At 38.0% G+C, this 25,329-nt stretch carries 24 protein-coding genes and 1 pseudogene; 11 read left to right on the top strand and 14 right to left on the bottom strand.

Annotated elements, in window-relative coordinates; translation table 11 throughout:
• The gene (locus ABE954_RS18000; protein WP_272523961.1) at positions 1 to 309 is read left to right on the top strand and encodes an ogr/Delta-like zinc finger family protein; all 309 of its coding nucleotides are present in this window, start codon (positions 1 to 3) and stop codon (positions 307 to 309) included.
• Here the strand turns inward: ABE954_RS18000 and ABE954_RS17995 are convergent.
• Entirely contained in the window at positions 306 to 1,052 is a 747-nt protein-coding gene (locus ABE954_RS17995; protein WP_272682393.1) for a hypothetical protein, read from the bottom strand. The genes ABE954_RS18000 and ABE954_RS17995 overlap by 4 nt on opposite strands.
• 57 nt (positions 1,053 to 1,109) lie before the next feature.
• The gene (locus ABE954_RS17990; RefSeq protein WP_132495678.1) at positions 1,110 to 1,295 is read right to left on the bottom strand and encodes a hypothetical protein; all 186 of its coding nucleotides are present in this window, start codon (positions 1,293 to 1,295) and stop codon (positions 1,110 to 1,112) included.
• A 247-nt stretch (positions 1,296 to 1,542) separates the two neighbouring features.
• On the opposite strand from ABE954_RS17990, the gene ABE954_RS17985 reads away from it, so the two are divergent.
• Positions 1,543 to 2,541, top strand: a complete 999-nt coding sequence (locus ABE954_RS17985; RefSeq protein ID WP_272682394.1) for a hypothetical protein — start codon at positions 1,543 to 1,545, stop codon at positions 2,539 to 2,541.
• Between the two features lie 36 nt (positions 2,542 to 2,577).
• On the opposite strand, the gene ABE954_RS17980 is transcribed toward ABE954_RS17985, so the two are convergent.
• The 5 genes from ABE954_RS17980 to ABE954_RS17960 all read right to left on the bottom strand — a co-directional run bounded on the left by ABE954_RS17980 (position 2,578) and on the right by ABE954_RS17960 (position 6,291).
• The gene (locus tag ABE954_RS17980; RefSeq protein ID WP_272682395.1) at positions 2,578 to 4,647 is read right to left on the bottom strand and encodes a replication endonuclease; all 2,070 of its coding nucleotides are present in this window, start codon (positions 4,645 to 4,647) and stop codon (positions 2,578 to 2,580) included.
• A 72-nt stretch (positions 4,648 to 4,719) separates the two neighbouring features.
• Positions 4,720 to 4,953: a hypothetical protein gene (locus tag ABE954_RS17975; RefSeq protein WP_131680179.1), complete on the bottom strand. Its 234-nt coding sequence runs from the start codon at positions 4,951 to 4,953 to the stop codon at positions 4,720 to 4,722.
• A gap of 71 nt (positions 4,954 to 5,024) precedes the next feature.
• Entirely contained in the window at positions 5,025 to 5,375 is a 351-nt protein-coding gene (locus ABE954_RS17970; RefSeq protein WP_272682396.1) for a DUF5347 family protein, read from the bottom strand.
• Between the two features lie 151 nt (positions 5,376 to 5,526).
• Positions 5,527 to 6,036 (bottom strand): phage regulatory CII family protein, encoded by a 510-nt coding sequence (locus ABE954_RS17965; RefSeq protein WP_272682397.1) that lies wholly within the window; start codon positions 6,034 to 6,036, stop codon positions 5,527 to 5,529.
• A gap of 30 nt (positions 6,037 to 6,066) precedes the next feature.
• On the bottom strand, positions 6,067 to 6,291 hold the full coding sequence (locus tag ABE954_RS17960; RefSeq protein WP_371025648.1) for a regulator: 225 nt from the start codon (positions 6,289 to 6,291) through the stop codon (positions 6,067 to 6,069).
• A gap of 139 nt (positions 6,292 to 6,430) precedes the next feature.
• On the opposite strand from ABE954_RS17960, the gene ABE954_RS17955 reads away from it, so the two are divergent.
• From ABE954_RS17955 to ABE954_RS17935, 5 genes are read left to right on the top strand one after another with little or no spacing between them, the layout of a single operon-like run.
• On the top strand, positions 6,431 to 7,018 hold the full coding sequence (locus ABE954_RS17955; protein WP_110731706.1) for a phage repressor protein CI: 588 nt from the start codon (positions 6,431 to 6,433) through the stop codon (positions 7,016 to 7,018).
• 1 nt (position 7,019) lies between these two features.
• A complete protein-coding gene (locus ABE954_RS17950; RefSeq protein ID WP_110731707.1) occupies positions 7,020 to 7,895 on the top strand; it encodes a hypothetical protein in 876 nt (291 codons plus the stop codon).
• Between the two features lie 2 nt (positions 7,896 to 7,897).
• The gene (locus ABE954_RS17945) at positions 7,898 to 8,830 is read left to right on the top strand and encodes a DUF1848 domain-containing protein (RefSeq protein ID WP_110731708.1); all 933 of its coding nucleotides are present in this window, start codon (positions 7,898 to 7,900) and stop codon (positions 8,828 to 8,830) included.
• The gene (locus ABE954_RS17940) at positions 8,831 to 9,850 is read left to right on the top strand and encodes a tyrosine-type recombinase/integrase (RefSeq protein ID WP_272682398.1); all 1,020 of its coding nucleotides are present in this window, start codon (positions 8,831 to 8,833) and stop codon (positions 9,848 to 9,850) included.
• A 1-nt stretch (position 9,851) separates the two neighbouring features.
• Positions 9,852 to 10,763, top strand: coding sequence for a hypothetical protein (locus ABE954_RS17935; protein WP_371025647.1), 912 nt, complete (start codon positions 9,852 to 9,854; stop codon positions 10,761 to 10,763).
• A 514-nt stretch (positions 10,764 to 11,277) separates the two neighbouring features.
• Here ABE954_RS17935 and ABE954_RS17930 read toward each other — a convergent pair.
• The 7 genes and pseudogenes from ABE954_RS17930 to ABE954_RS17900 form a co-directional block, all read right to left on the bottom strand.
• Positions 11,278 to 12,402, bottom strand: coding sequence for a hypothetical protein (locus ABE954_RS17930; RefSeq protein WP_131680185.1), 1,125 nt, complete (start codon positions 12,400 to 12,402; stop codon positions 11,278 to 11,280).
• A complete protein-coding gene (locus ABE954_RS17925; protein WP_131680186.1) occupies positions 12,399 to 12,662 on the bottom strand; it encodes a PAAR domain-containing protein in 264 nt (87 codons plus the stop codon). The genes ABE954_RS17930 and ABE954_RS17925 overlap by 4 nt, the downstream gene beginning before the upstream one ends.
• 12 nt (positions 12,663 to 12,674) lie before the next feature.
• Entirely contained in the window at positions 12,675 to 13,679 is a 1,005-nt protein-coding gene (locus ABE954_RS17920) for a DUF6396 domain-containing protein (protein WP_371025646.1), read from the bottom strand.
• 5 nt (positions 13,680 to 13,684) lie between these two features.
• Positions 13,685 to 14,626 (bottom strand): DUF6396 domain-containing protein, encoded by a 942-nt coding sequence (locus ABE954_RS17915; RefSeq protein WP_371025645.1) that lies wholly within the window; start codon positions 14,624 to 14,626, stop codon positions 13,685 to 13,687.
• A gap of 2 nt (positions 14,627 to 14,628) precedes the next feature.
• The gene (locus tag ABE954_RS17910) at positions 14,629 to 16,428 is read right to left on the bottom strand and encodes a phosphatidylserine/phosphatidylglycerophosphate/cardiolipin synthase family protein (protein ID WP_371025644.1); all 1,800 of its coding nucleotides are present in this window, start codon (positions 16,426 to 16,428) and stop codon (positions 14,629 to 14,631) included.
• A gap of 2 nt (positions 16,429 to 16,430) precedes the next feature.
• Complete coding sequence (locus ABE954_RS17905) at positions 16,431 to 19,157, bottom strand: DUF2345 domain-containing protein (RefSeq protein ID WP_371025643.1); 2,727 nt, start codon at positions 19,155 to 19,157, stop codon at positions 16,431 to 16,433.
• Positions 19,158 to 19,919: 762 nt separating this feature from the next.
• Positions 19,920 to 20,063: pseudogene (locus ABE954_RS17900) on the bottom strand (transposase); the annotation flags it as partial.
• Between the two features lie 528 nt (positions 20,064 to 20,591).
• Here ABE954_RS17900 and ABE954_RS17895 point away from each other — a divergent pair.
• The 4 genes from ABE954_RS17895 to ABE954_RS17880 are packed head-to-tail and all read left to right on the top strand — an operon-like array spanning position 20,592 to position 25,274.
• Positions 20,592 to 20,891, top strand: coding sequence for a YtcA family lipoprotein (locus tag ABE954_RS17895; RefSeq protein WP_208291984.1), 300 nt, complete (start codon positions 20,592 to 20,594; stop codon positions 20,889 to 20,891).
• Between the two features lie 3 nt (positions 20,892 to 20,894).
• Entirely contained in the window at positions 20,895 to 21,935 is a 1,041-nt protein-coding gene (gene mdtN, locus ABE954_RS17890; RefSeq protein ID WP_042846146.1) for a multidrug transporter subunit MdtN, read from the top strand.
• The gene (locus ABE954_RS17885; RefSeq protein WP_166685118.1) at positions 21,922 to 23,790 is read left to right on the top strand and encodes an FUSC family protein; all 1,869 of its coding nucleotides are present in this window, start codon (positions 21,922 to 21,924) and stop codon (positions 23,788 to 23,790) included. Before mdtN ends, ABE954_RS17885 begins: the two co-directional genes overlap by 14 nt.
• Positions 23,791 to 23,792: 2 nt before the next feature.
• Positions 23,793 to 25,274 carry a TolC family protein gene (locus tag ABE954_RS17880; protein WP_042846143.1) on the top strand — a complete coding sequence of 494 codons (1,482 nt, stop codon included), beginning with the start codon at positions 23,793 to 23,795 and terminating at the stop codon, positions 25,272 to 25,274.
• Positions 25,275 to 25,329: the final 55 nt, after the last annotated feature.

The raw sequence follows: 25,329 nt of genomic DNA, 5'->3' as shown, positions 1-25,329 counted from the left end.
ATGCGCAAAAATAAGGTAAAATTACGGGGTCATTATCAAGCGGAGATTTGGAACATGCGAGTATTAAAAATATTCTGCCCTGAGTGTGGGGAAAAGGCGATTATTCGTAAATCAAATAGAAAGCATCGTGAAATTTCAGATCTCTATTGTGCATGCAGTGACGTCGAATGTGGCCACACTTACGTATTAAGCCTGACCTTTGACCATACGATTAGCCCAAGCGCGAAAAGTAATAAAATGATTGGTTCGATGATACAGAATTTAAACCCTGAACAGCGCCAAATGGCGCTAGAGTTATTGAAAAATTAAACATCTGTTTTATATTCTTCTTTAACCTCATTTAAACCCTCTGGTTCAAAAACTGATTTTGCTAGCAAATTTAAATTTGCTGATTTAGTTGTTTTTTTGTCAGCTTTAAATTTTTCTAACTGCAAAGTCAGTTTCTGATTTTCTTTAGCAAAAATATTTATTTTGTCCTCTAATCGCTTTATTTCTTCCATTTTTTTCTGTGAATTATTTCCTATGGTATAAATTTCATGCTTTAAGCTATCATTTTCAGCTGTAAGTTTTTTTATTGATTCTGCTAATGACTCTTCTCTTTCTTTTGATTTGGCGATTTCTTCATTCATTGTTTGAATATACTTTTTTTGGCGCGTTTTTGTTTCTTCATAAATCATATCTTTTTCAGCACGTAGTGACTCTCGTGTTTTTTCAAGATCTAACTCTCTTATTTTTTTACTATGTTCGATTGACATAGATATGTAATCAAAACCAACCATTGCCCTTTGGAAAACAAGATTTAATGGCTTATTAAGAAATAGGTAAGTAGCAGTAAAAAATATAGGTATAAGCCATGAACCCATATCACTAAATGCTACAGAGGCAATTTGAACTTTTTGCTGAATTGATTCTTTTCCAAAAATTAGAACAAGTAAGGAACTCCAATTGAATACACTCCATGAAATAACAAACGTTGCCATAACGGGATTTTTAATTCTATCTTTTGCTGCCTCAGTTACAGCCTGTACGATTTCTTTTGCTTCTTCTTTCATGCCCGTGATCCATAAAAAATAATTGCCGATTATATATAACCAGCAATTATTTTAAACCTAATGATCTTGATTGTTTGGTACAGTTCCACTTTTTAGTAGTTTTTCCCTCGCTTCATCTGCAATTTCAGTAATCATTTCTAGCACTACCTGCATATCACATGCGTTACATGTCTCTAAGCTGCCTAACTTAGCAATCACACTGATACGCTCAAAGGCTACGGCCTCTCGTAGAACATCACTCATATTCAAATATCTCATCTGTATACTGTGCATTTGTACAGTATATATGAATAATCCTTTTTTGGAACCCTGTATAAGTAAATATCACTAGAATTAAAGAGTTGCGTTATTTTTTAAACAATTTGATTAGATTACCTACAACCTAAGTAAACTATTTCCCATCCCTAAAACAAATTTATCTCATATGAAAGAGGTAGTTTAAAATTTTTTGATCGATTAGAATTCTGTGCAAATTTTGATAGGGGGTGGTATGAGTATTGAGCAAAGTAAACAGAATGAAAAGCAAACTCAGTTAGATTGGTGGTTTATAGGCATATTGAGTTTTTTACCCATAATTATCCCTTTTTCAAAAAAACTTAGGGAAAAGGCAAAAATAACATCTGATAGTTTAGACAATCAAAACTTATTCTGGATATCTATTTTTACACCTATTATCTATTTTTTCCTATTTGGATTATTAGCTTGGATTGGAACTGATATTGATTTTAACTATCAAGGTTTTAATAAATTTCTTGAAATAAGTAAATTACCATTAGGTATTCTTGCTTTTTCTCCTATATTTGCGGTTATCGTATCCAATATTCATCGTTCAATACAAACAGATAAGCAGATAGACGTAACCGAGAATAAAAATTTAGTTGATAGCTATTACTCTCATGTTAAGTTTATAACGGAAAATTTAGAAAAAGTTAGATTTAAAGCGGTTTTTTTTAAAATGAAATTTAATGAGCGTGAGGAAAAAGAATTTCATCCAATAATAGCGATTGACTCTAATATAAACAGAAGCATGAGCTTGTATAGTAATATTTTCAATGACTCTAATCATATCGACGGAGCTAATTTAAAGATAAATGAGCAATTTATAATGGTTCTGAAACAGCATCTAGATAAATTATTATCGGACTTAAATGAGCTTGAAACGTTCTTTAATGGAATACATCGGCTAGAAAAACAGCATTCGGTTATAGATAGAACTAAAAAATTGATGCATTCGATTAATAATACTCTTGCATTTTTAGGTGTTGGTAAGACTGCTTTTACTGTATACGACTATTATCAATCCCATGCAAGAACCGTTGACGATTATTTAAAATTTGATTTTTATTATAGAACTGGAATGTTACCTAAAATGTTTATAACAAAGATTGAGGATATTTTTGATATTATAGGTTACAAAGAGAATCTTTTCCAAGATACATTTGAATCGTTAGAGCAAGTTGGCAATTATTTTTTAGAGTTTAAACCTTAATAATTAATTTATTGAAATATAATAATTTAAATTTTATTAGAGTTTAATTGTTATATTTTCGCATCTTCCCCGATGCAACTTCCGTTTCTGTTCCTTAGTCACAATTTTCTGTATATGGCCATTGCCGTGAAACCTCACGCTTTGGCCATTCTCTGTATAAACAGCTCCATTCCATAACGAAACCAACATCGGTTTATCCTTATCAGGGTCAAAAATTATCCCAATAGACTTGGCCGCATCTACAATATTATGGATGGCTACGTTTTTATCTTTAACCGTACCGAGAACCTCCGTACAGTTATTGACAGAACTCCTAGGTGATGCGTTCGCATCACTAAAAACAGACTCCGCTATCGCTTCGTCTAACTTCTTCACAATCTTCCAGCTCTTGAGTCTGGTAATAATCGGACTATCAGAACCCACTACAGGCGAGAATACACCTTTAACCTGTATAATTTCCTCACCATAGGCATTGGTTTCTTCGCTTTCTTGGTACCACAGACGCGCAATAAGATCGTCACGACGCACAAATGGGCCACCTTGAGCATTGATATAGCCAGCCCAATCCCCTGAGTCAGCGGCATCATGCACAACAGCAAACTCCACATCCAAACCCACAGCAGTATAGTGATCGGCCATCTTGCGTAATTCACGGTAAACGGTAACAGGTGCGCCACCGATAAATTGAAACTGACGTATACGCCAACGGCCAGCCCATGCAGCAGCAGCCATTGCCGCCTCTTTCATCGGTTTTCCGCTTTCATCATCTAATTCATCATCCAGCGCATAACCATCCACATTTTTAGAAATGTACTTGGCCACATATCCCGTTGCTGAACCTTTTTCAGGGTCGATGGCTTCGGCATGAAAACGGGCTTTTCGGGCTTTGGCGGTAATGAGTTCGCTTTCATCTTCTTCAAATGCATATTCCCTAAGAATTTCTCGGATGCTATCCGCTTGCTCTGGCAACATAAAAAACAGCATGTGCCAATGTGGGGTTGCATCATGGTGCGGCTCTGCCACGCGAATACCAAAAATTCGCAAATCATTGCGATGTAATTTAGCGCGCATCTTGCTCCACACTTTACTTAAATAACGTTGTGTATCGGCAGGGCTACTGCCATTCCATTTACGGTTACGGTGGCCATGTATGGTTGTGGCATGATATTTAGATGGGGCTGTTAACGTGTAGAATTCCGCAATATAGCCAAGTTCATTGCAAATATTTTCAAAGCCGCGAATCCTAACCATCATCTCAGTTCGACGAATGGCAGGGTTTGCCACGCTGCCATAATATTTATCAATCAAACTAAAACGGTTACCATCCTCATCTTCTAATTCCATTGATTTTAGAAACTCACGGGTACGTCGCTTTTGCTCTTTCCATTCACTCATGGCCATAGAGCTTGCATAAAGGCTACTGCGCTTGCTGACATTAGTTAATGCAATGTGTAAGTGCTCGCGCCATTCTGATGCGTGTCTGCGTAAACGGTTTAACCACCATTTTTCAGACGTCATTTGTGCGATAGCAATAAAAGCGTCCTTTTCGTTAAAATAGCGTTTGGTTAGCTTCGCCAGTCGTGGAGGTTCTTGGTGATAAGCTTGGGTGATCGCAGCCGCTTCCGTATACAGCATATGCGCAATTTTTAAATCACCTTCATCAGTGCGTTTTTTACTGAGGTCTGAAAGTGTTGTAAACACGAAAGCGGATAATTCAAGGGCTAATGATTCAAGGTATTTACGCGACATATCAGGCATCGCATTAAACCAATTAAAAAATCGGTAGGTTTCAGAATTTTTATTCGTTAAACAATAGCGTTTTGTGACTTGCTCAACCCTTGGGTAAATACGTTCACAGAAATTCTTTGCAAGGTAGGCGTTTGCACGTTCAAGGCCTTGCTCTTTTAGTAATACGTCATACCGCTTGTTTACTGTAATTTGAACAATTTTAGGTTGCTCTGAAAGCAGCGTTTCTGCATTGGCTAATGCCTTGGCTCTTTTTTCTTTTTCATGAAGTTCTGGATAAGTCGGAAACGGCCTTTCAATAGGCTTCGCTGGCTTGTGATACAGGGCTTGCATAACTGAGTTGTTTGTTTCGGAAGCCATTTAAACCTCATGAAAAAGAAAACTGGGAATAAAAAGAGTTAGCGGCATATCTAGGTGTATGCCGCTATATTGCTATGCATGACTCTCTATATGCCCAATCTCACTTTCGATTAACTGACTGATTGCTGCATAATCAGGTTTTTCAGTCAGCACATACATTTGCAACTTGCGCAGGCGTGACGCATAACGGTCATTACAGACCTTGCGCTCATCTTGGCGGTTCCAATTAATGCAGCTATCCATTAAAACAGCGTCGTTTGAACTGTTGTCTAATACAGGTGTAAACATCGGTTCTGGTATATTCATTTATCTGTTTTCCTAAATTTAGCGTGTAAAAATCCCTGACAAATCAATGTCATTAATTTTTTGTCGGTTATTTAATTAAGAGGTAAAGCTAAGTTTTTTGGTAAAAATGCGCTAATCGCTTTTATGTGATTAATGGCTTTAACGATATTAAAAATCTCTTTAGTGGTGAGATCTTCAAATTGGCAATCGTGGCGGCTTTTATCAATATTTGCCATATAGAAAATCACGCCTAAAAATTTTTTATTTTCTTCGTGATGCTCATTAAAACGGTCGCGCATTTCTTTGATAAAATATTTCAGCTCATCATTTTTTAAACCAAAGTGTTTTGATTTAATTTCTGATGTTTTATTAAGCCCATTAATGCGCTGGTCTAATTGCATATATTGGGCGCGTTGTTCTAGCTCTACTGGGTTCTGGTACATAATTTCCACCTATATTCTTGCTAGTAAATAGATAGTGGCAAAAACAATTACAGGGATAATCACTTTTAAATCATTGTTAGATTTTGCTTTAAATGAATCGCCCGTAACTTTGTATTTATATTGCTGCTTGTGTGCTTGAGTCATATTGTCCTCACACCATTGATTGGCCAAAACCTACTACCGTATCAATCGCGGATACCAATGCAGGGTTTGAATGAAAACGTGCTGAGATAGTCACGCCAACTAAGGCTAAACAACGGATCGCATTATTAACGCTTTGCTTAATTTCTGCTGACCTTGCGCTGTTAACATGCACTCCATTAACCATATGGCTGGCTAACTTACCGACCTCAGCGGTTGCCCCTAATAGATAACCTTGCACATTGTTATCACCAATATCCGTCATCGGGACGGATGGCTGGCAATTCAGTTGCTCCAACACACCATCTAACAGTGATGGGTCTTTAGTGGCATCGGTTAGCTTAAACAGGTCAGCACAAGTGACTAAGTGTGGCTGTTCGGGGTTGAGCTTGTTGCGTAACATTTGTGGGTTCATGCCGATATCATTCGCAATCTGAACAAGCTCACCTTTGTGGGATGTGGCAAATGCCCGACAGGCATTATCAAAGTGCGCTTGTTTGGAAACCTGATAATCAAACATGGTTTAAATTCTCCAAAAGCGAATAATCAGTTACGCATTAAGCGAAACATCACAGTCTTTCGATGCATCCGTATAAAGCGCAAGTAGGTTAATCAGTACTTTTCCTCGTTTCATATCGGCAGATTTGCCACGGACAGGTAAACGGCCATCGGCAATCATGTCGCGGATGGTCGATTTTGAAAGCCCTGAGTGCTGGCTAAAAGCCTCAATTGTGAGGTAAGGGGATGGAATGTTAATTGAAATTGTGGGTCTCATAAGGCAAAATCTCCTATTCGTGTTTTATCCGGTCGCATCCGGTTTTATTCGTTTTTAACTACAAATTAAGGTGAGTCTATTTCGTATTTAACTACAAGTCAAATTAATTGTAGTTTTTAGCGAATTTGACGGAATGGCTATGGGAAAATTTCATTTAGAGATGTTTGGCGAAAGCGCGCCAGTTCTTGATCGTATCATTGAAGCTTATGGCTTCAGCTCTAAGCTGATGCTCGCACAGCACTTTGAAATGGCTTCAAGTAGTCTTGCAGGTAGATACAAGAGAGATAACTTTCCAGCTGATCTGGTTGTGCGTTGTGTCGCTGAGACAGGGGCTAACTTAGAATGGTTGGCAACAGGCCAAGGCAAAATGTTTGATGATGAAGAATTAGACGTTTTACGCCTGCCAAAATTTAAAATTATCGATGGCGAGCAATTCAATGCTGGCATGGCCATGTTTGATAAGGTGCTGTTCAAGCAGGGCGTTCCATTCCCTAAAGAGCCTATTATGGTTCAAGATGGCCAAGATTATTACATCGTGGATCGCCAATTCGGGGAGGTCTACGACGGCAAATGGCTAGTGAAAATCGATGGTAAAGTTAGTATTAGAGAATTAACCCGAATGCCTATGCAGCGTGTCCGTGTTTCGGGTGTAGGCATGGCGTTTGATTGTGAATTGAAAGACTTAGAAATTATTGGGCGTGTTGTTAAAGGGATTGAGGATTATTGAGATGGAAACTACAGATTTTATTATAAGTAAAGAGTCTATTGATGAAACACTGGAAAAAAATGAGAACTATCTAAGTCAGCATACTGCAAAGTGGTGTGACCATTATTCAACACAGCCATCATCAACAGATTATAGTGATCCTATATACCAAAGTATCTACACAATGAGATATTTTCCTGCATATTATGCTGAATACTGTATGCTATCTCATTGTTTTTACATGTATATCTTAGAGAAGAAAGTTATACACTTAAATTTTATTTCTTTAGGTTGCGGCGCAGCAACGGATTATTATGCTATAAAAGATAACTTTAGAAATATAACGTTTAATTATAAAGGGCTAGATATTAATAAATGGGATGATACATTATTTCCAGAGAAAGATGATAATTTTTCACGTATACAAAAATCAATACTAAATGTTGACTTAAATGATTTAAGCAATGTTGATGCTATTATTTTTCCAAAATCAGTATCAAATTTAGATATTGATAATGCATTAGTTAATCTTGCTGATTTATTAAATAAAAGCGGTCGCTCTTCATATTACATACTCATATCTAGAGAGAATTATTATTATTCTATGTCATATAGGAAGTTCCATAATAGAATGATTGATAATGGGTTTTCTTTGTCAACAATATGTGAGCTAAAAGATGAAATAGATGAACCACAAACATATGAAACAACATGGTATTTTATTGGGGGGTCTTTTTACGAAGCTTCAAATAATTTCATGACTCGACCTATTTCATGTGCTACTAAAGTATTCACTCCAAAGCAAGAGTGTGAAAATTGTATGGTTGTTTATAATCCAATATCAAAAATTGATACTAATAAAATGGGGTTTAATTTTTTTATTTATAAAAAGGATTAGTTATGATCATTAGTGCTAGTAGACGAACTGATATTCCAGCCTTTTATACCCCATGGTTTTTAAATAGATTAAGGGCAGGTTTTGTTTTAATTCGTAATCCTTTTAACAGGAGGATTACCAGAGTTTCTTTGTTACCTGAAGATGTTGATGCATTCGTTTTTTGGACTAGAAACGCATCGATGTTGATGAAAAATTTGGATGCATTGAGGGAGTATAAATATTACTTTCAATACACAATAACAGGGTATCCAAAGACAATTGAAAAAAATGTTAAAAGCCCATATAAGACGATTGAAAATTTTATTGAGTTGAGTGACCTAATCGGTAAAGAAAAGGTTATTTGGCGCTATGATCCGATTTTAATATCCAACATATTAACTCTAAATGAGCATAAAAGACTGTTCACTAAAATAGCTGATAGTTTAGCGGGAAAAACCAATAAAGTTGTTATTAGTTTTGCTGACTTTTATAAAAAAACCATAAAAAACCTTAGCTTAATTGAAAATTTTCAGTATGTGGATATTTTGAATGAAGAAACAACTATGAATGAACTAGTAAAATTCATGGTTGAAATAGCACGTGATAGAGGAATGATGATAGAAACTTGTGCTGAGTCTATAGATTTAAGTTATCTAGGGGTTCAACATGGGAAATGTATTGATGATAGATTATTGAAATCAGTTTTTAATATTGATATTTCGGCTAAAAAAGATGCAGGGCAGCGAGAAGCGTGTGGCTGCGTGAAAAGCATTGATATAGGCGAGTATAATACATGCCTACATAATTGTACGTATTGTTATGCGACATATAATCTTGATTCGGTAAAGAAAAATAAATCTAGGCATTTTTCGGATAGCCCTTTTCTTATTGGTGATGCAGAGGGTATTGATCCTGAGCTACTACTGCCACCGATTAAACAGGGCAATTTATTTTAAATGGCCATTAGAAAACAACCTGACGGTCGTTGGCAAGTTGAGTTATATCCTAACGGCCGAACAGGCAGACGAATAAGAAAGTTATTCACCACAAAAGGTGAAGCCATAGCCTATGAGCGCCATATCGTTGAGCAAACAGAAGATAAGCCGTGGCTAGGTGAAAAGCAGGATAGGCGCAAATTAACTGAATTAGTGGATACCTGGTATCGTGCGCATGGTGTGACGTTAGGGGATGGTGAGAAACGTCAGTCACTAATGATTTTTGCTTGTGATGCAATGGGCGACCCGTTAGCCACTGAATTTAATGCCAAAATGTTTTCGGTATATCGTGAAAAGCGTTTAAGCGGTGAAATAACCCGTACTGAACGTTTAAAAACAGTCACACCCCGTACCGTCAATTTAGAGCTGGCGTATTTTAGAGCCATGTTTAATGAGTTGATTCGCCTTGATGAGTGGGGCTTAGAGCACCCATTAGTTAAAGTTCGCTCTTATAAAACTGACGAACAAGAAATGGCATTTTTAACGGATGATGAAATTAAGCTGTTATTGACTGAGTGTGAAAATAGCTCATCGGCTGATTTAATTCATGTCGTTAAAATTTGCTTGGCAACAGGGGCAAGATGGTCGGAGGCGGAGAACCTAACCGCCATACAGATTCGAAATAATACGGTGACTTTTACCAAGACAAAAGGGAAGCGCAACCGTTCTATTCCTATTAGTGAAGAATTAATTGCAGAATTACCGAAAGTGAAAGGTTCCAAGCGGTTATTTAAATCCTGTTATTCTGCATTTCGTTCAGCCTTAAAACGCACAGGTATTGAGTTACCAGAACGCCAATCGTCACATGTTTTACGCCACACCTTTGCATCTCACTTTATGATGTCCGGTGGGAATATTTTAGTATTACAAAGAATCCTTGGCCATACTGACATCAAAATGACAATGCGGTATGCCCATTTTGCCCCAGATCATCTTAATGATGCACTGGTTTATAATCCTTTGGTGAAGTTGGATATATAGAATGTATATAGTAGCTTACTTTTCTATCTTATTTTTTATTTTTTTCTGTATGTATTGTTACAGAGGATACTTTCGATTAACTGAAAAAAGCTTAGATAAACAAAAATTATTTTGGGCTGCCTTGATTATTCCAATATTATCTTTTTTATATTTTGGAATTCCTATTTGGTGGGGGTATTCAATTGATATATCAAAGGATGGGTATAGCGAGTTTTTGAAAGTCAGTGCATTACCATTATATATTTTGGCATCAGCACCTATTTTAGCGGCATTTGTAGCAAATACCCATAGAACGATTCAAACTGCGAAGCAAATTACGGAAACAGAAAAAAAGAATAAAGTAGACCTCGTTTTTTCGAAATATAATTTTACAAATGAAAGGTTAAGTAAGGTTACTTTTTTAAACGGAAGAAAATTAGCATCCACCGATACTGTCATACTCCTTTTTTTTCATATTAAAGATACTGATTTGCATCTAGATAAAAAAGTAGTTAAGGAATTGAATTCAAAAATTTTTAGTATGATTAAAATTAGAAATGAAATTGAAGTGGATATTGATAGAGTTAATGATAGCTGTGAAGAAAATGAAATTCCTAATATTTTGAATAAAATAGGTGAGAATCTCAGTAAAATTGACAGTAATTATATGTTTATATGTATGAGATTAGGAATTTATTTTGATGATGGTTCGGACTCGCAGTCGAATCATCGTTCTATGTTAGAAAGTCCGATAAGTAAAAATATCAAGTTAGAACATATTTTAGGTGATGGAGGTAGAATTAAAGCTCAAATTCAAGTTCATGTGGATATGTTCTTACATGATTTAAAAAAGATAATTGATATAATATCTATCATAGATGAGCGCGTAAAAGACTGTTGTGAAAAAAAAATCACATCCAAAGTGAATGGATAGATCATTACATAAGATTGGCGACAAACTGGCGGCAGAGAACCAGAACCCTCCTAAATAACCATCAGTCATCGTTTCCTATCTTTTTGATAAATATGTAATTTATTGATTTATAAAGGGTAAGGAACGTACTCATAATCGATTGGTCACTGGTTCAAGTCCAGTAGGGGCCACCATATTTATCAAGGAGTTAGATGTTAATCATCTAACTCCTTTTTGTTTTTACCTGATTTTGGGTCAGAATGACTCAAGTTATCTAATTCAATACATCCACGCTGACTTCTTCAGTAGACATAATCCGATCCGTTTCGTCTTCCCTAGAAATTACCAGAACGCCAGTCTTATTTTTGGATAGGTTGACTATACCTGTATTATGATCCAAATAAATGTATTGGCTTTTATTTGTTTTTGTATTGGCATCCAATAGGGTGGGAACTAAACCATGTAGGGTGGTTAGCCTAGCACTCAATGGCATGAATAATTTTATCACTCATAACAGGCACCTCTTATTCATTTATTAACATATTACTTGTTGTAACAATAAGTTATCGTTTTCTTGGCATACAATTAGTTGGTTTTCGTGATTATCGCTGACCAATGACAAGATTGTGCTATGCCGAGCAATCCCACTCGTACCGAAAAAGGCATCGGCATTATAAAATTGGTTTAAGAGACAATGAATATCTTGTTGTACATAGCTTTCAATACATTGGTTTTTGTTTTTATCTGTGACCCCGCTATGCCACACTGAATTTAATTGGTGACCCGGTAATTGAAATTCACATTGTGCTTTCAATGCATCATCGAAGGATTTTACCTCGGTGGATATCGGGCGTAATAGCTTCGCTTTGATAGGTGCTCTTAGACTCTCGTAGAATCCTTGAGGGGCGAGTAATAGACTCGCGGCTTCTTCACTCGCCGTTGAGTCTAATTGAAATGCTAAAATAGCGTATAACTTAGGTTCAAAGGAGTTTTCATACAGTGCCAATAGCCATTCACTGAGAGACATGTATGGTAATATTTCAACAGATTCAAGTGGCAATGATAGGCGAGCAGCTTCCTGCTCAATCAGTTCCTGCCAATTAGGCTCATTATCTTCAGCTTGCCAATATAGGGTAATAGGTTGGGAGAGAGAATGTTGATGGTAATATTCAGCAATGGGTGCAAGCAATTTTTGTATTATTATTTCTTGCTTTTTCCATGAAGAAAGCGATTTCAAGGCGTTTAGTGTCAATATATTATCTTTATTGATTGGTAATGAAGATAAAGGAACACTTTCTTTTTTCTCTTCATCGATTTGAGTTAATCGTGAATGCGTTAATAATCCAATGTGCTGACCCGCCCAATAACGCCACTCATTGTGGGCGTCATCTAACATATTGGTAAACTGCTGATGGCGATAAGATGCCAGTGAATAAATAAAAAATCGAATAAACCCCACCAACAGCGTAGGGCAAATGACGAATACAATCATCAACATTGTATTGCTAGTAGTTGGTGATAGCATTTCATTTGTGGATAAATAAAGACTCAGTCCAAATCCGATTGCACCAACAATCACCATAATGAATAACCAAAGCAATAATCGAGGAGACTTGGGGGCAGGCGGGTGCTCTAATTGTGGGACTCTCCAGTTCATCATGATTGTTCGCCAGACGATGATAGACTAGCAATGAGCGTACAACCGCATTCAGTTTGAAAACCATTCAGTGCCGCTTGACGACCCGATATCGTAATGCGCGTAGAGCCGGGTAAAATCGCATTAACGCCGTGCCCTTTTTTAGGGCAATTGACTTTATCTCCCACTAAAGCTATCGGTTTGCCGTACATCACCGAACCAGACGCGGAGATCACTTCACCGCCATGAGTAGTTTTGTCACCTAATCGAACAAGTGTGCGCATGTTAAGATCCTTTTATTGGTTATCCTGTTGTTTTTTATATTCAAAGGTGCCATCCCATTCCGGTAATTCGGCGGGAGGGAGGGGAACGATTTTATCGATATCGGGGAATTTAGCTGTTTCGTCAGAAGCGTCAATTTCGCTGACAATTGCTTCATAACGTGTTGAACGAACTGCATCAGGTTTAATTGGTAAATAATAATAATCTTTAGGTGTTGAATTTGGAGAAAATGCTTTACTTAGCATAGAAGCCCCCATTCGATACCCGTTCCTTGCGGAAATTTGAAAAAACTTTAAAGTATTATCAATATTTTTTTCTACATCTCTTGAGTATGCAGCTAAGTTATAACTGGCTTCACCATGTCCTTGTTGCGCGGCACAAGTAAGCATTTTTTTACCAATATCGGGATGATAAGCTGGATTATCGCTATCTGAAACTCGCTGTGATATAAAAATATCACCAATGAAATACTGCGCTTCTGGATTACCTAAATCTGCCGCTTGACGAAAATAGGCTAACGCTTTTGTACGATCAGCAGCTACGCCATAACCCGTATCGAGATAATGTCCCATTTGGTAATAACCATAACTGATGTTTAATTTAGCCATTTTTCGGATAATATCCCACACTTCTTGTGCTGGGCCTTTACCTTCAATCGGGGGGACTTTTCCATAACTGATTAAGTTACTGAGATTCAACATGGCCTTGGGGTGATTACGTTCTGCGGCTTTACGGTATAGCTCACCAATCTTGACATAATCGCGTTGAGATTTATTGACCTTTTCAAGTTCTCGCGCCTGTTTGAACCAAACATCGGCTTCAGGATCAACGGGGGGCAAAGTGTCTTTTTCATACACACAGGTGAAGGTTAAATCGGGTTCAGTTTTTTGAATCGGCAACTTTTCCTTTTTATCCATCGGGTTGCAAGCGCTCAGCACCAACATGCTACAAATCAATGCACTGCATTTAAATATGCGACGAGCAACAGATTGATGATGAAATAAAAAAGAGAGATTCATCTTGGTTATTGCCCCTCTGCCTGTTTTTTATATTCAAACGTGCCATCCCATTCAGGGAGTTCAGCAGGTGGAAGAGGAACGATTTTATCAATATCGGGGAATTTGGCTCTAGGATTAAGTGAAAGCTCTTTTTCTATCAATTTATAACGACGAACCCTTTCAGGATCAACATGTTGTTCCATATAGTATATTTCATTCTTAGGGTCTGATGTGTTAAAACTTTCAGATAACTTATAAGCTGATTGATCGCTACCATATCGGATAGCTAATTGATAGTATTTCAGTGCCTGACTATAATTTTTATCACGAACTTCATAATTCATCGCAAGAGAATAAGCTGCGTCTGTATTACCTTGTTTAGCCGCACAATCGAGTAGTTTTCTGCCTAAGTCCAAACGATACAACGGAGTTCTTGCATTAAGGAATTGCTCCGAAATGGCAAGTTGTCCTTCTGGATTCCCCATTATTGCGGCTTTTAAAAAATAACGCATCGCTGCATCTGAGTCTTGTTTTACTCCGAAACCTCTTTGGAGATAAGTCCCCATAATGTAATAACCAAAGGGAATATCCATTTGTATCAGTTGCTCAACTAAATCAATCACCTCTTCAGAGCGTTTTTTATCTATCATAGGTTCAGCTTGACCTGTTGCTATCATATTCTGTAAGTTACCTATAGCTTTGTAATGTTTTTTTTCAGCCGCTTGACGATACAATGTAGCAATATGACCAAAATCTTTAGGACCTTTTTTAATTTCTAAGCGACGTGCTTCTTTAAACCAAGCATCAGCTTCGGGATCTAATGGTGGAAAACTGTCTTTTTCTTGTACACAGGTAAATTGAAAATTTTTTAAGGTATCATTCATTTTATTTACTTCCTTTTGTTCACATCCTGCCAACAATGGAAAAAAAATCACCATTAAACTTAAAAGTATTTTTTTAAATTCCATAACTAGTCCTTGTTATCCCATTTTTTATTTCCATCAAAAAACTCAATTAACGATGCAGAAGGTGTGGTTGGTATTTCACTATTTCTAAGCTCTTTATTTCTTTTAATGATTTCTTTCCAATGTTTAAATTCTTTTTTAAAATCATCACTAGCCCGTTTTGTATGCATTTTCCATAAATGCTGTCGGATAGGCGGTATAATATTTGTCACATCAGTATCTTGAATGGCGATATTAAATTCGCTGTCAAATAACATACTGCGTAAATTCACATTACTAGAGCCTAATGTCATAAAAGTGTCATCAATCATTAGCACTTTGCTATGAACATAAACAGATTTCCAATGCGGTGTTGTTGAATCAGGTGAAACCAATGTGCAAATATGCGATTTTATTCCGGGAATCGAACCTGCGGCTATTGGTTCCTCATCACCCAATTTATGCTCTTTACGATGATAATTAGGCACCATGTCTGGTCGTTGTAACGCTTCAATCATTTTATACGTTTGATAACTTCCGGAATGTATCGCTGCATCATTAGAGCTATTAGTGACAACAAAGAGATAGAGTGGGTTTTGTTCTATATCATAGCCTTTTTTAACTCGCTCATTGACCGCTTCTTGTAATAGCTTTACAAAAGGAGGATAACGAAAATATTGGTTTTCAATGTAAATATATTTCCTTGCCCTTACTAACGTATGCTTATATAAGCGTAAAACATCAAATTCATTATACTGAGGTTGAGTACGACAAATTTGAGCCATCACTTTTTTTAGTGGGATCATTCCACCTACAGTAACTGAATGAATCAATCTGTTATTAATTTTATCCATTCGCTGTTGGGTGAATTGATGGTCTTCCTCGGTAAAAGATGACCGTAGGCTCAGTTCAGCATCTTCCCCAACATTTTTTTCCCATGCTTCGACAAAATTGTGATTGATATGCGCCAAAACGGCACCACAAACACATGATGAGTTATCTTGCCATGCGGTATCAGCATCTCGACCAATAGCTGCTGAAAACTGGTGTTCAGAATGAGAATCCTTATCCCAATAGGTGGAGAGGGAATTGTGCCCCATGACAAATCCGACAGCATCATCTGGCACTTCATAATCAACCAGAATCACTTTTTGATGGTGAGTTGGGTATAAAGCAAGTAGCCGCCCTTGAATATAACCAATATCGCCATATTCTTTTACGTGATGGCTTGTTTGTCGTTCAGTCGCTTCTTGAATATCATTGGTCCAATTTAATTCTCGATGTCTGACAAGGATATTCCCTTTTCCTCTTTTCTTGATTGAAATCTCCCAATGCCACTGACAGTCATATTCATAATCTTCAGGTGTTTGGTATGGTAACTGGTTACCGGAAGCACTGTAAACAGCAGGCGTAGCTGGTGTATAAACAGCAAAATTACCATAACCAAAGTTTTTAGGAGTAGCTTTCCATCCCGGAAAGTTAGGATCTTGACTATCCCCCCCTAATGTATACCAGACTAATATACGCACCTTAACACCGCGATCTGCCGCTTCAACAAGTAGATCTCCCACTCTTTTGGCTTCGTCTTTACTCCCCCGAGTAAAATACATGGATGATTGAAATCCCCATGTAATAATATCAATACTTTTTTGTGCCTGTTCAATCGCTTTAGCTATTGTGGCAAAAGCACGTTCACCATTAATTAAAGGGGCAAAACCTGCAGCAACAGGTGCATATTTACCACTGATAAACCATTGAGATGTCAGTATTGCACTATCATTTTCCCCTAACACGAGATTGATGGTTTGTTCCGTTGCATCGCTCATGACTATTTTTCCTCTTGGTTATCTTTCAGTGATTCACTCATCAATAATTTTTTGAAAATATCTCTATGTGTCATACCTGAAAGTTTTTTGCCTTCCATGCCCGGCATTGGTTTGAGAGCACGAAATCCTTCCCTTGAAGCCTCATCTTCTTGAGTGTTTTCTGAGTCTGCTTTTAAAAGATTGATGGTGAATTTTTCACCGTCCAATAACTCTACTCGATATTTTTCTATGGACGTATCATGTTCAATCTGAATATTTCCATTTTCATCGGTGAATCCTTTCGCTAATAGCGCTCCATTACCATATAAAGTATACGGCTCAAACGCACGCGCCTTCATCGGGCTTTGCGGCGACGAACTCAGTTGAAAACGCAAGGTTTGTTTTGGCATCGATTGTGGAAATTGCGGATGGGTCACATCCATAGATGCAGGACCTTCAACTACCCAATTGGTGGCTTTCACCGTTTGGTTGCTGGGGCTGCCGTACTCAATCTGCCCGCCCTTCAAGCGAATATAAGCACCACCGCAGGTCAGCAATAACTCATCTTTAGCGGCGACGACAGTTTTACCGCCCGTGCTGGTGATGGTCATGTCTTTGAGTGAGGTGAGGTGCATTTCATCGCTTTGCGCTTGGATTTCCACCTTGCCTTTAGCCGCGAAGGCTTTTATACCCAAAGTATGGGCAAACAAACTAATCGCTTGACCTGCCGCTAAGGTGATTTTTTTACCTACCGAGATATCAGTCTGTTTATTGGCCGTCAGGGTAATGTTTTCACCGCTGTGAGCCTGCACCGTTTTCGGGGAGGTGAGAGCAATACCTGCAGGGGCGCTGAGTAATAACGCCGCTTGCTGCAATTTATCAATAGATTGAGTCAGTAACGTTTGTTGCGCTTTTAAATCTGCTAGTTCGGCTTTTGCCACCTCTGCCGCTTCGCGTAGCGAACTGACTAAATTCAGCGCATCATCAAGCTGTTGCTTGGCTTCGCGCATATCCAGTTGTTCAGACGAGGCTTTCGTGCGTAAATCTGTGCTGATAAACAGCCCTTTTCCTGCTCGAATAGCGCCCCAGCTGTCGGTTCGCAGCTCAAAGCCATCACCGCGCTTTTCACGCCCTTGATTAACCAGATGCCCTAAATTGAGTTGCGATTTCCCCCCGTATTCGGTGCTGAATTTGATGTGTTCTTCCCCGCGTTTGTCTTCCATGCGTAGCTTATTATTTGCCGGAGTACGAATGACATTGCGGGTATTATTTTTGTCGGTGATGTGGTCGGGACGATGCGAGTCATGCAACGCATGGGCGATATACGGCCTATCCGGGTCGCCCTGATGGAACCCAATGGCAACTTCTGTCCCTTGGATTAAGGGGAAGTGCATGCCGTAGGTATCGCCTGCGTAGGGTTTCGCCAGCCGCACAGGCATGCTTTCATACCCAGTGGGCTTTTCATCACGGTCGGCATCGAATTTAACCCAATAAAATCCATGTTCATTTTGATGGGCATAGATATCATGTGGCTTGGCGCTAGTAATCCGCGCCATTAACGTACCTGCAATCACGGGGCGAGGTTTAAGAGCTGGTCGCCAGCACAAAGCTTCGGTGTACGACGTTGCTTCAAACTGCACGACTAAGGCACTGCTGCGGCTACCTGAAAATCGCAGGCGGCTCAGGAGGATTTCAGATTGAAAGTCAGACGGTAATGTTGAAGGCAGTTGGTTATCGGTAATTTTGAGCACCAATAGCGGCGTTAGCATCGGTGAATTACTTTTACCGTACAGTTGAGTTTGACGAACCAAAAAGCGTTCATGGTCAAGGCGTGACCAAAAGTGAGCGGTTTCCGTTTCAGGTTGGTACTTCTCACCGCGCTCAAGGTGACGAGGTTTATAATGGTAGACATCGCCGTAGTGGATGTCCTCTCCCTCACCTCGAGTCATATCCGTTTCAATCGATTGCAGAGTTTGCATCGCTTGGCGGTGATTGTAATCTTTGGTGGTGACACTGCGCTCAACCACTTGATGACGTAGTGATAACCCCCAGACACTTTCTACACCCTCGTCATTCATCCCTGATGGGCTATTGAGAGGTAGCTTGAGGTCATACACATAGGCTCGTTGGCTATCCCCAAAATGAATAACTTCGGTTTTGGTATCCGGTTGCAAACTGAACGAATAGAAAATCCCCACTTCACTTAGCAGGCGTTCAATAAACTGCCAATCACTCTCATTGATTTGGTTAATTTGCTCTCGCTTGGGGTATTGGCGCTGCAAATGAAACTCAAATTCCCAGCCTTTCATGTCATGTTCACGTAAGATGAGGTCAATGACGTCTGGCACGGATTTATTTAAGAAGAAGCGGTGAGTGCGCATTTGGTGGCGTAATAAGGAGACAAACGGTTCTATCACAATTTGGTATTGTGTTTCATCAGCGGAGCCAGACAGCCGCTTGAAGTGGGTGATCACGCCATGAACACGTTTTTGCGGCTCATTCAATGTGTTCAGCATAGCCAATGGCAGGGTAGGCGATGAAAAGGTAAAATCAGCACTGCGGCGTAGAAATTGTTGCGCTTGCTGGTTTTTGTTTGGGGAGGTAAAGGTAATCTGATAACGATAAGTTTCACTAATGGCTTCACGTCCCGTGAAGTGCTCAACGTCTAAGTGGGTCTGGCAACCTTGTACAGCAAGCTGGTAGCGATTATGGGATTGAAACGGCTTAATGACAATGTCGAACAAGCTCATGACGTATTCCTTTCAGATGCTTTGTGGCAACCGAAAATGAAATGCTAGAGTAAGGTTATCCACGCTAATGCCAATTTATTTACCTTAAGTTAACCGATTGTTATAAATAAAAACAAATTTATTATTTAAAAATTTTGACGCATTTAGCATAAAATAGATTTATCTGAATGGTTTTACACGCATAATAAGTTTTTTTGGCAGTTAAATTATATGCATGTGGCGGGTTTAACTAACCGTTTGTCTTAATGCTTTACTTTTGGCTGTGGCTTATACTTGGGGTATTAGCGCTAGGTGTTCAGAGTCGTTTAGAAAAGACATATTGTTCCGATAACCGAGTCCAGAAGAAATTCTAAGGTAAGCTGGTGTCCTTTTAACCGTGAGAGCCCTGTCGGAAAAATTTTATAGATATTGCGTGGAAACATTTAATAATGATCTTAATACGTTTCATCATTACTCTTTGATTAATCGTGGGGCCTTCTCATGGCAGGGCGATCCATCATCATGGCTATTAAGTATAACATTTACTATGGTTGAGCGAGTATTTGTGAAACGTAGTGATTATCAAATCAACCAACATGGTGCTGATGATTGAAAGCCTTGCTTGTGTGATGGAAGCATTCTGAGTTGGATTTTTATTATTTAAGGCTTGTTATGCTGTAGAAGTACCAAGGCAGGCAACGTGAGACCCATATTGCTTTATTTTGCCTTTTTAGTTTTAGCCAGTTAATTTTTACAACTAATAAAACGCCTCATTACCTATTTTCAGCTTTTAATTGGCATACTCCATTTTTTAGAGGTAGATTCAATTGCTAAATAAATCACTTTCGGCACAGAGTCATCGCTGGGGAAGACCTTACGTTTCTTTATAGCATGACGGATAACGCTGTTTAATGACTCGATGGTATTAATATAACTATCTAATTCGACTATATGAATTAAACTTTTAGGGGGAATATATACCGATGATATATAAATTGATGCGGTCGACTTTCGTTTTAATAAAGTTTTAAAGTTAATTTTTGGAGCGGTTATTTTTGATTGTCATAATAAGACAGTCTAATTGTTACCTGAAATAGGCCAAGAGTAAAATTGTTTTAAATTTCTAGTGTTAAATCATATCGAGATAGTTAAATTAGTTCATATTTCCGTTTAATAGGCTTAGTTAATCAGTTTAAGCGGTTAATTTGATATTGAACTTTGCATAATATTGTACTTGTTCAACATTATAACCAGTATGGTCTTATACTGATTTGATTAATATATATTTTATTAATCAATGTGTTGGGTTATTGTTGAGCTTTTTTTTGACGGGTGGGGTGTCGGTGAAACTCAGTTAATAAAAAATAAAACCAATGTTTATCTAGTTGAAATTTATTTATTTTATAATCATAAAAAAAACGCTATAGTAATAAGCAATCAATTAATAATCATATAATGATAGGTAATATTGATGTGAACTTGCTTAAAAAATATTGTCATCATTTTAGCATTAGCTTGCTAGCTTTTTTATTAGTAGGCTGTACACAGGGAAACTCTCCACTATTTCCCATGCTAGGTGCTTATTTTCCTTATTGGATGTTGTGTGTCTTAATTGGACTAATAGGCGCAGTGTTATTACGTGTTCTTCTGGTCCGCTTAGAAATCGATGATAAGTTACCGTTGCCCTTGCTGTTTTACTTTGGTGTCTTGCTATCGATTGCCATTACAATATCTTTACTTTATTTCTCTCATTAAATTATGAATACAGAAAATAAAAAAAAGCTCGCAATCATTATCACAATCGGTGTGTTTGTGGCTCTATTGCTTTTGCTATGGAAAAGCCTGCAATCATCAGTTTTGAACCCATTAAGTGAAGATGCGGTGATTGAGGCAAATAAAATCAATATATCTTCTGTGGTACCTGGGCGGATCAGCCAATTTCATGTTAAAGAAAACATGGAGGTCAAGGAAGGTGACCTATTATTTACGATCGACCCTACCATGTACCAGTTGCGAGTGGATCAAGCTCGAGCTGAATTACTTGTTGCAGAAGCAGCCCTCAGTAATAAAAAGAGGATCATCGTTGCTGAAACTTCAAATTCTGAAGTAGCAGAAGAACAAATCAAACGTGCACAAGTTAATCTTGCTCTTGCCACACAGTCATTAAAACGTTTAGAGCCTTTATTAGCTAAAGGTTTCGTGACTGCTCAACAGGTTGATGATGCACGTACTTTAAAACGTGATGCAGAAGTCAGCTTAAAACAAGCCCAAAAACAAAATGTAGCTTCTGAAGCATTAATTAATAATACCAAATCCGAAGAGGCTCTCGTTCAGTCATTAAAAATGTCATTGGCTATGGCGGAGTGGGAATTAAGTAATACGGAAATCAAAGCACCGAGTAATGGTTATATCGTCGGGTTAACCATGTCTGCTGGTGAGTTTGTGTTATCAGGCCAGTCTATATTTACATTAATAGATACTGATACATGGTTTGCATCTGCTTACTTTAAAGAAACGGAGTTAGGCAATATTCAGATGGGGAGCTGTGCAGTAGTTTACTCTATGATCAATAATAAGCAGCCAATTAAAGGTAAAGTGCAAGGTACAGGTTGGGGGGTTATGTCTACTGATTTGCTCAATATTCCTAGGGATTTGCCTTATGTGCCTAAATCACTAAATTGGGTACGAGTCGAACAACGTTTTCCTGTCAGGGTGATTTTAAATAATCCACCTAAGGAATTAATGCGAATAGGTGCCACAGCTACTGTTAATATAGTATCTAAAGATGATGACTGCTAAAACTTCACTAGTTTTTCAACAAATAAAGCAGGATTTGTTGCCATTCGAGTTTCGGTTTTCGACGGCGTGGCGTATTTCTCTACTCTGCGCATTAATGGCAGGTATTGCCATGTTATACGAAATACCAGAGTCGGCGATCAGTTGTTACCTGATCATTTACCTTGTTAAGTCTGACGCAGTTGAAAACATACTATTGTGTATCGGTGTCATAGTCTTATGCAGTATTGCTGTTTGTGTGATTTTTATATTATTTAACTTAACCATTCAAAATGTGATGTTACGCTTTTTCTTTATGGCGTTATTTTCTGGCTTATTTATGTATTTATCTTCTGCCAGTAGTTTGGGCGATATTGGTAATTTAATCGCGCTTGTGATCGCATTTTTAATGACATTAATTGATGATATTCCTTTTGGCGATGCTGCAACTAGGGGGCTGCTGTATGCTCTCTTAATGGCAGTATCACCTATGTTACTGGTTATTATCTTTAATTATTTTTTTGGTATTAGCCCAAGAAAATTATTACTCAATAAATTGTCAGAGCGCTTTTTAAGTGCGCATCAATTTTTTTTAGGGGATAAGCTCCAGCCAATTAAAATAACCGAAGCTTTAGCTACTCAGTCTGAATGCAAACGTTATTTAATGTTTATTAAGCTTTTTTTCCTAAAAGGGAAAAAAGAAATACAATGGCTAGATAGCATGATTGATAATTCCTATGAAATACTGATCATGTCTTTGAATTTACCGGATGATACATCATCAGCAGTGCGTATTGAGCTATCAGAAAAATGCCAATTTATTGCACAGTGTTTATCTACAAATCAACTTGAACAGTTAGAAAACCTTAAAGATAGCAAACCAACTAATAAGAGCAATCAACAGTTATTGGATGATTTCCTAAATATTTTATTTAAGAATAAAACATTCAGTGACCCAAAAACGAAAATGCCGTTTTTTGTTGAGGATGCTTTTACTAATCCTAATCATAAATATTTTGCAATAAAAACCACTTGCGCAGCACTGATATGTTACGTTCTTTATGACTTTTTTGAATGGCAAGGCATCCATACGGCGATGATCACTTGCTATGTTGTCGCATTAACATCAGTTGGTGAAACTGTGCATAAACTGACACTGCGTATCACGGGGTGTTTAATTGGTGCACTGATTGGGATTATTTCGTTACTTTATATTATTCCTCATTTATCCGATATTTTTAGCTTAATGGTATTGATTTTCTTCTGTATTTTACCCGCAGCATGGGTGGCTGCCGGTAATGAGCGTATTTCCTATGCAGGAGTCCAAGTTGGACTTGCATTTTTGCTAACGGTATTACATGGGTTTAAACCTAGTTTTGATATGGATGTCGCTTCCGATAGGATTTTAGGCATCTTATTAGGCAATATAGTGATGTATATTATGTTCACTAAAGTGTGGCCCGTATCCATCATGACCACGATTAATAAGCAAATTAAGAATATCTTAGATAGTTATGCGGCACTTAAATTAGGCAATTATGAGAATAATGTGCAAGCGCTCAGTTTAGTCTCAACAATTAATGAAGGCGTAATAAAAGCAAAAGATGATATAGACTTGTTAATCTTTGAAACTCACTCTAAAGATAAAGGTGATGCTTTAACTCGCTTCTTTAAACAGCTGTTAGCTGAAGCCTCAGTGGACAGTTATCAAAATTATGCTTCTAAATTTATCTATTTTAATCATAAAGATAATTTAGATCCCCATGCATGCGCTAAATCAATTAGTGACTTTAAACGTGATGTATTAAATTCGCTACCGATAATATTATCAGCTCAAGAAAAAGAGCAAGTCATGCAAGAACTCATTAGTGAGAAGTAATAATGACGGCACAATTAACAAAAAGTAAAAACAAACAGTATTTGCTCACTACTTTTCTGAGCGTATTTCTTGTCGGATGTGTCGATACCAGCCGCTCATTTATGGAAAAAGCCCAGCAGCCGCTACGATATGAATCCGAAAAATACCTTTCTTCTCCTGAAGAGAATTTGTATGCCGAACATAATGAAACACTTAAAGAGCAGTATGACTTGGCTGATCTTATCGATGTTGCGCAAAAAAATAACCCTGAAACACGTATTGCTTGGGAATTAGCCAAAAAGGCGGCGGTTGATGTTGGAATGGTTGAAAGCACCTATTTGCCTGTTATTACAGCAACAGCATTAAGTGGTTATCAACGAGGGACTGTAAAGCTTCCGCATAATGATCTTGTTGATAAAATCGATGTTTCTAACCATGTTTTTATCCCAGCGGTGACGTTTCAGTGGTTGTTGTTTGATTTCGGTAAGCGTGAATCTCTCGCGAATGCAGCAAAACATGCGGCTCTAGCTTCCGATTTGAACTTTAATTTACTTCATCAAAAGGTCATTCATGATGTTACTACGGCTTACTATACTTACGGAGCCGCACAGAAAAAAAACAAAATTACTGCTGAATCCTTAGCGCGCAGTAAAAATGTCCTTTATGCGGTGGAACAGAAAAAGGCGCGAGGTCTTGCGACCGTGCTTGATGTTGCATTAGCTAAGCAACAGGTTGCTCAATTAGAATTCCAAAGCGTATTAGCCGCAGGGAAAGAAAAAGACCAGTACCAATTATTGCTATCATCCATTGGTATGTCTCCACTTCAGTCTATCAACATCCAATATAGCGACAAAGATGTTCTCCCTGATGATATCGCGCCATTGACCCATGAAAGGATCAGGAATGCATTAGCTCAACGCCCTGATGTACTTTCTAATTATGAGCTTATGCAAGCAGCGATGAAAACGACTCAATCCGTTGAGTCTGATTATTTTCCTAAAGTCTATTTGGCCGGCGCTGTTGCTGGGGGAAATAGTAGCTTAGATGTACAGGGGTTACCCGGTATCAATCAAAGTACTTCCTCTTCAAATATTTTACTTGGGGTGAGTATTCCGCTTTATGAAGGGGGGATCAGGCAAGCCCGTATGAAGAATGCACAATCAGATATTCTGATTGCTCAAGAAAATTTACGAAAAAGCCAAGAGTTAGCGATCCGAGAAATGAGCTTAACTGAGAACGCGTTAAAATCAGCATTGGAAGCGCATAAAGCGGCAAAAAATTTAGTTGAAACAACTCAGTTAAGTTATACCGCAAGCGTTGATTTTTATCATAATGGGCTAGGCACGGTGACTGAAATTAATGCGGCAGAAATAGCATTATTTACAGCAGAACTTGCCCGTATTGATGCTTATACTGGCTCAGTTATTGCTGCTGTTGATTTAGCTTTTTCATTAGGTGAAATAGAAAAAGCATTACCTCGTTATGAACAGGCTAAAGCTAAATAAATAGTTTTAAATTGTAGAAGATAGGGATTACTATCTTCTACAATTGGTGATTAAA

Source organism: Providencia sp. TYF-12 (assembly GCF_041344805.1).
Taxonomy (GTDB): domain Bacteria; phylum Pseudomonadota; class Gammaproteobacteria; order Enterobacterales; family Enterobacteriaceae; genus Providencia; species Providencia huashanensis.
The sequence above is the reverse complement of the archived record's forward strand: the minus strand, read 5'-3'. Positions and strand labels throughout refer to the sequence as shown.

What these genes read in the sequence shown, in the direction of transcription:
- ABE954_RS18000 (WP_272523961.1), top strand. Translation starts at nt 1, where the DNA reads ATGCGCAAAAATAAGGTAAAATTACGGGGTCATTATCAAGCGGAGATT.
- ABE954_RS17995 (WP_272682393.1), bottom strand. Translation starts at nt 1,052, where the DNA reads ATGAAAGAAGAAGCAAAAGAAATCGTACAGGCTGTAACTGAGGCAGCA.
- ABE954_RS17990 (WP_132495678.1), bottom strand. Translation starts at nt 1,295, where the DNA reads ATGAGTGATGTTCTACGAGAGGCCGTAGCCTTTGAGCGTATCAGTGTG.
- ABE954_RS17985 (WP_272682394.1), top strand. Translation starts at nt 1,543, where the DNA reads ATGAGTATTGAGCAAAGTAAACAGAATGAAAAGCAAACTCAGTTAGAT.
- ABE954_RS17980 (WP_272682395.1), bottom strand. Translation starts at nt 4,647, where the DNA reads ATGGCTTCCGAAACAAACAACTCAGTTATGCAAGCCCTGTATCACAAG.
- ABE954_RS17975 (WP_131680179.1), bottom strand. Translation starts at nt 4,953, where the DNA reads ATGAATATACCAGAACCGATGTTTACACCTGTATTAGACAACAGTTCA.
- ABE954_RS17970 (WP_272682396.1), bottom strand. Translation starts at nt 5,375, where the DNA reads ATGTACCAGAACCCAGTAGAGCTAGAACAACGCGCCCAATATATGCAA.
- ABE954_RS17965 (WP_272682397.1), bottom strand. Translation starts at nt 6,036, where the DNA reads ATGTTTGATTATCAGGTTTCCAAACAAGCGCACTTTGATAATGCCTGT.
- ABE954_RS17960 (WP_371025648.1), bottom strand. Translation starts at nt 6,291, where the DNA reads ATGAGACCCACAATTTCAATTAACATTCCATCCCCTTACCTCACAATT.
- ABE954_RS17955 (WP_110731706.1), top strand. Translation starts at nt 6,431, where the DNA reads ATGGGAAAATTTCATTTAGAGATGTTTGGCGAAAGCGCGCCAGTTCTT.
- ABE954_RS17950 (WP_110731707.1), top strand. Translation starts at nt 7,020, where the DNA reads ATGGAAACTACAGATTTTATTATAAGTAAAGAGTCTATTGATGAAACA.
- ABE954_RS17945 (WP_110731708.1), top strand. Translation starts at nt 7,898, where the DNA reads ATGATCATTAGTGCTAGTAGACGAACTGATATTCCAGCCTTTTATACC.
- ABE954_RS17940 (WP_272682398.1), top strand. Translation starts at nt 8,831, where the DNA reads ATGGCCATTAGAAAACAACCTGACGGTCGTTGGCAAGTTGAGTTATAT.
- ABE954_RS17935 (WP_371025647.1), top strand. Translation starts at nt 9,852, where the DNA reads ATGTATATAGTAGCTTACTTTTCTATCTTATTTTTTATTTTTTTCTGT.
- ABE954_RS17930 (WP_131680185.1), bottom strand. Translation starts at nt 12,402, where the DNA reads ATGATGAACTGGAGAGTCCCACAATTAGAGCACCCGCCTGCCCCCAAG.
- ABE954_RS17925 (WP_131680186.1), bottom strand. Translation starts at nt 12,662, where the DNA reads ATGCGCACACTTGTTCGATTAGGTGACAAAACTACTCATGGCGGTGAA.
- ABE954_RS17920 (WP_371025646.1), bottom strand. Translation starts at nt 13,679, where the DNA reads ATGAATCTCTCTTTTTTATTTCATCATCAATCTGTTGCTCGTCGCATA.
- ABE954_RS17915 (WP_371025645.1), bottom strand. Translation starts at nt 14,626, where the DNA reads ATGGAATTTAAAAAAATACTTTTAAGTTTAATGGTGATTTTTTTTCCA.
- ABE954_RS17910 (WP_371025644.1), bottom strand. Translation starts at nt 16,428, where the DNA reads ATGAGCGATGCAACGGAACAAACCATCAATCTCGTGTTAGGGGAAAAT.
- ABE954_RS17905 (WP_371025643.1), bottom strand. Translation starts at nt 19,157, where the DNA reads ATGAGCTTGTTCGACATTGTCATTAAGCCGTTTCAATCCCATAATCGC.
- ABE954_RS17895 (WP_208291984.1), top strand. Translation starts at nt 20,592, where the DNA reads ATGATAGGTAATATTGATGTGAACTTGCTTAAAAAATATTGTCATCAT.
- mdtN (WP_042846146.1), top strand. Translation starts at nt 20,895, where the DNA reads ATGAATACAGAAAATAAAAAAAAGCTCGCAATCATTATCACAATCGGT.
- ABE954_RS17885 (WP_166685118.1), top strand. Translation starts at nt 21,922, where the DNA reads ATGATGACTGCTAAAACTTCACTAGTTTTTCAACAAATAAAGCAGGAT.
- ABE954_RS17880 (WP_042846143.1), top strand. Translation starts at nt 23,793, where the DNA reads ATGACGGCACAATTAACAAAAAGTAAAAACAAACAGTATTTGCTCACT.